The 3,200-nt window shown below is 72.9% G+C and carries 4 protein-coding genes and 1 pseudogene; all 5 read left to right on the top strand.

The window, feature by feature from the left end:
* Positions 1-487: nucleoside 2-deoxyribosyltransferase (locus tag AC08OP_RS06485; RefSeq protein WP_476613349.1), on the top strand; the 487-nt coding region annotated here is incomplete at its 5' end.
* Complete coding sequence (locus AC08OP_RS06480; protein ID WP_476613348.1) at positions 484-1,377, top strand: sugar phosphate isomerase/epimerase family protein; 894 nt, start codon at positions 484-486, stop codon at positions 1,375-1,377. The genes AC08OP_RS06485 and AC08OP_RS06480, both read left to right, overlap by 4 nt.
* Complete coding sequence (locus AC08OP_RS06475) at positions 1,374-2,114, top strand: ribulose-phosphate 3-epimerase (protein WP_476613347.1); 741 nt, start codon at positions 1,374-1,376, stop codon at positions 2,112-2,114. Before AC08OP_RS06480 ends, AC08OP_RS06475 begins: the two co-directional genes overlap by 4 nt.
* Entirely contained in the window at positions 2,111-2,884 is a 774-nt protein-coding gene (locus AC08OP_RS06470; RefSeq protein ID WP_476613346.1) for an HAD family hydrolase, read from the top strand. Before AC08OP_RS06475 ends, AC08OP_RS06470 begins: the two co-directional genes overlap by 4 nt.
* 43 nt (positions 2,885-2,927) lie before the next feature.
* Positions 2,928-3,200, top strand: a pseudogene (locus AC08OP_RS06465) (hypothetical protein); the annotation flags it as partial.

The raw sequence follows: 3,200 nt of genomic DNA, 5'->3' as shown, positions 1-3,200 counted from the left end.
TCAGGCGGAGAAGGAGTTCAACCTGGCCGTCGACCGCGTGCTGCGGAACCTGGGGCTCGACACCTATCTGCCTCAGCGGGACGCCGGTGAGGCCGCGCCGCTGATCCGCGCCGGTGCCGACGAGCACACCGTCCGGGCCCGGCTGTTCACCGCCGACTACGCGGCCGTCCGTGACTGCGAGCTGTTCCTGCTCGTCCTAGACGGACGGGTGCCCGACGAGGGGGCCTGTTTCGAGCTGGGGGTCGCCTACGCGGCCGGCAAGACCTGCTTCGGGTTGCAGACCGACTGCCGCCGCTTCGGTGGCACCGACTCGAACAACCTGATGATCGACTATGCGCTGGGTGGTGGCATCAGCCGCTCCCTCGACGAGCTCGCCGCCACGCTGGCCGCGCATCTGCATGACCGCGGGCCGAACGCCGCCGCGGGCGGCTCGGATGCCGAGGACTCCCAGCCCCGCACACCGACCGCAGGAGGACAGCCCGGATGAACCTCGGTATCAACCTGTGCTTCGCCGTCAAACGCCACCTGGAGCCGGAGCGGTGGGCCGAGTTCGTTCGCACGGACCTTGGCCTGGATACGGTGCAGGTCACCTTCGACCTGCTGGACCCGTGGTGGCCGGAGCGGGAACGTGACCAGGTCGCCGGTCGGATCGCCGATGCCGCCGCGGCGTGGGATCTCACCATCCACAGCGCCTACGTCGGCCTGGCGCACTACGTGCCCGCCGGGCTGCTCGATCCCGATCCGCAGGCGCGGGCGGTCGCGCTGACCTGGTGGCGGCGGGCCTGCGACGTGACGGCGCTGCTCGGCGCCCGCGCCGTCGGGGGACCGCTGGGCACCCTCAGCGTCCACGACGCCGCCGACACCGACCGGCGGGCACGGCGCTACGCCGACCTGCTCGACTCCCTGGTGTTCGTCGCCGACCACGCCGCGGCTGTCGGTCTCGCCGAGTTCCTCGTCGAACCGACGCCGATCGCCCGCGAGATCCCGGCCACGGTCGGCCAGGCCGAGCAGCTGATGCGCGACCTGGCCGGACGCACCGAGGTGCCGGTCGGCCTGACGCTCGACATCGGTCACACCCTCTACCAACCGCTGTACGGCCCGGACTGCGCTCCGCGGGACTGGATCAGCCCGCTGGGCCCGGCGATCCGGCTGGTGCACCTCGACAACACCGACGGTCTGGGCGACCCGCACTGGGGCTGGCCCCACCCGCAGGGACGGGTGGACGTCGCCGAGGTCGGCGCGGCGCTGTGGGACGCCGGACTGGACGACGTGCCGGTGCTGCTGGAGGTCTACCCGCGGTTCGAGGACGACGACGACCACGTCCGCCGGAGCATCGCCAGCTCGGTCGCCCACTGCAAAGAACAACTCGCCCGATGAGCGGCACCCGCGCGGCATCGTCGAGTCAGCCGCTGGCCGGTCTGCCGGACGGCCGGCTGCTGCTCGACATCTCCGTCTGGTCGGCGGACCTGGCGTGCCTGCGCGCCGAGATCGAGCGCGCCTCGCCCGTGGCCGACCTGTTCCACTTCGACGTCGGCGACAGCCAGTTCGTGCCCGACCTGCTGTTCTTCCCGGACCTGCTCGCCGCGCTGCGCCCGCTGACGACCGTCCCCTTCCACGCCCACCTCATGGTCCGCCGGCCCGCCGCACTCGCCGCCCTGTTCGCGCAGGCTGGCGCCGACCTCGTCACCGTCCACGTCGAGACCGGTGACGACGTCTACTCGGCCCTCGATGTCATCCGCCAGCACGGGAAAGCCGCCGGGCTGGCACTCACCCTCGACACCCCGGTCACGGCCGCCCGCCCCTACCTTGACGCGGTCGACGTCGTCGTCCTCGTCGGCACTCCGATCGGTACCCGAGGCACCGGACTCGTCCCGGCCGCGCTCGACCGCCTCCGGACCCTGCGCGGTCTCCTGCGGGAGACCGGCCGCGACCGGGCCGTGAAGATCCTCGCCGACGGCGGCATCCGCCAGGCGACCGTCGGCCCTCTCGCCGGCGCTGGTGCCGACGGCGTGGTCGCCGGCTCGCTGCTGTTCGGCAGCGCCGACCTGACCGCCACCGGCCGGTGGCTGCACCAGCACCTCCCGGCGCACGCCAGCACCAGGCACCCGCGGTGAATCTCGCCGTCATCAGCGTGGACCTGTGGGGAACGCTGATCAGCTACGGCGACCGGGACGCCGAAGCCGCCTGGCGGGTCCGCGAGTTCCACCTCGCTCTGACCGCGTTCGGCCACACCCTCCTCGCCGAGCACCTGGACACCACGGTCCGGGAGGTCCGCGCCGAGCTGCTCGACGAGCAGCGAACGCACGGCCGGCAGATCCCGGTCCCAGACCAGGTCCGCACGATAGTCCGCCGGCTCGGCATCGACGCTAACGACGACCTCGTCCAGGTGCTCACGATCGCCCACACCCACGCCGTGCTGCGTGCCTGCCCCCAGCTGATCCCCGGCGCGCACGCCTGCCTCGCCGCACTGTCCGCCGCCGGCTACCGCCTCGTCCTCGCCTCCAACACCCTGGCGACCCCCGGAGCCGTCACCCGGCAGATCCTCGACCGCCACCGGCTCACCGACCACTTCGACCGGCTGTTCTTCTCCAGCGAACTCGGCGTGGCCAAACCCCAGGCCGCGATATTCCACGCCATCGCCGAACAGACCGGCACCACCGTCGACCAGGTCGTGCACGTCGGCAACGACTGGCGCACCGACGTCCGCGGCGCCCTGGCCGCGGGCTGCCGCGCGGTCTGGTTCAACCCGGGGCGCCAGCCGTCGCGACCCGAGGCGCCCGACGCCGCGCACCTCGCCGACGTCCCCGTACTGGTCCAGCGACTCGCCCACCAGACCACGCCCACCGCGACACCCGAGGCGCCGGCCGCCGACGCCGGCCGGTGAGCTGCGGACTAGCCCTGACCGACGTTCGGACAGGAGACAACGCATGGACTCCCTCGCCCTACCGCGCCCCGCAACCACCACCGCCAGGACCGAGGACGATCTCCCCGCCGGTATCGCGTCTCTTCTCGGCGCCGCCCCCGGTCCGCCCAGCCGCCGATTCCTGTCCCACCTCCTGCACGGCGACGCGGGCGCCAGCAGCCCCCACACCGCCTTCGCCGACCGCCGCCAGGTAGAGACGGCGCTGGAGGCCGGTGACGACCCGCTGCTGTATGAGGCGTACCGGGACGTCGCCCCGGCCCGGCACGGCTGGCGGGCT

Source organism: Frankia sp. CeRuru1 (assembly GCF_977966315.1).
Note: the sequence above shows the minus strand (reverse complement) of the source record. Positions and strands in the feature narration are given on the sequence as shown.